We start from the raw sequence: 1,473 nt of genomic DNA on the forward strand, positions 1-1,473 counted from the left end.
TAGAATTGCTGCCTGCTCCTACCGACATTCCTCCAGTTCAAGGTGTTAACCCTAACACTGAAGAAGCCGACAGCCGTCAAGCCAGCGATGAAGAGAAATTCTCTGCATTGGCGTTCAAAATGTTGAATGATAAATACGTTGGTCAGCTGACTTTCATCCGCGTTTACTCTGGTGTGGTGAAATCCGGTGATACCGTATTGAACTCTGTAAAAGGTACTCGCGAACGTATCGGTCGCTTGGTGCAAATGACTGCTGCAGACCGTACTGAAATTGAAGAAGTACGCGCTGGTGATATTGCAGCTGCGATCGGTCTTAAAGACGTTACTACTGGTGAGACCTTGTGTGCAGAAAGCGCACCTATCATCTTGGAACGCATGGAATTCCCTGAGCCGGTAATCCATATTGCCGTTGAGCCGAAAACCAAAGCCGACCAAGAGAAAATGGGTATCGCCCTGAACCGTCTGGCGAAAGAAGACCCTTCTTTCCGCGTTCGTACAGACGAAGAGTCCGGTCAAACCATTATTTCTGGTATGGGTGAGCTGCACTTGGAAATTATTGTTGACCGTATGAAACGCGAATTCGGCGTGGAAGCAAACATCGGTGCGCCTCAAGTGGCTTACCGTGAAACCATCCGCAAAGAAGTTGAAGCTGAATACAAACATGCCAAACAATCTGGTGGTAAAGGTCAATACGGTCACGTTGTGATCAAAATGGAACCTATGGAACCAGGTGGTGCGGGCTACGAATTTATCGATGAAATTAAAGGTGGTGTGATTCCTCGCGAATTTATTCCGTCTGTCGATAAAGGTATTCGCGATACTTTGCCTAACGGTATCGTTGCCGGTTACCCAGTAGTTGACGTACGTGTGCGTCTGATCTTCGGTTCTTCACACGATGTTGACTCCTCTCAACTGGCCTTCGAATTGGCTGCGTCTCAAGCCTTCAAAGAAGGTATGCGTAAAGCCAATCCAGCTCTGTTGGAACCAATCATGGCAGTTGAGGTGGAAACACCTGAAGAATACATGGGTGACGTAATGGGCGACTTGAACCGTCGTCGTGGTGTTGTATTGGGTATGGATGATGACGGCATCGGCGGTAAAAAAGTCCGTGCCGAAGTGCCTCTGGCAGAAATGTTCGGTTATTCTACCGACCTGCGTTCTGCAACCCAAGGCCGCGCTACTTACTCTATGGAGTTCAAGAAATATTCTGAAGCTCCTGCCCACATAGCTGCTGCTGTAACTGAAGCCCGTAAAGGCTAATCAGGCAAATAGGTCGTCTGAAAGGCTGAAATGATTTTTCAGACGGCCTCTGTTCTTTAATCGATCTTTAATGTAAAGGAATTAGCTCATGGCTAAGGAAAAATTTGAACGTAGCAAACCGCACGTAAACGTTGGCACCATCGGTCACGTTGACCATGGTAAAACCACTCTGACTGCTGCTTTGACTACTATTTTGGCTAAAAAATTTGGTGGT

The 1,473-nt window shown here is 47.3% G+C and carries 2 protein-coding genes; both read left to right on the forward strand.

The window, feature by feature from the left end; all coding sequences use genetic code 11:
• The coding region (gene fusA, locus ACTHUM_RS13870; RefSeq protein ID WP_440403155.1) for an elongation factor G at window positions 1–1,259 on the forward strand (1,259 nt) is incomplete at its 5' end.
• A gap of 88 nt (window positions 1,260–1,347) precedes the next feature.
• The coding region (locus ACTHUM_RS13875) for a GTP-binding protein (RefSeq protein ID WP_002259029.1) at window positions 1,348–1,473 on the forward strand (126 nt) is incomplete at its 3' end.

Source organism: Neisseria sp. P0021.S006 (genome assembly GCF_051956895.1).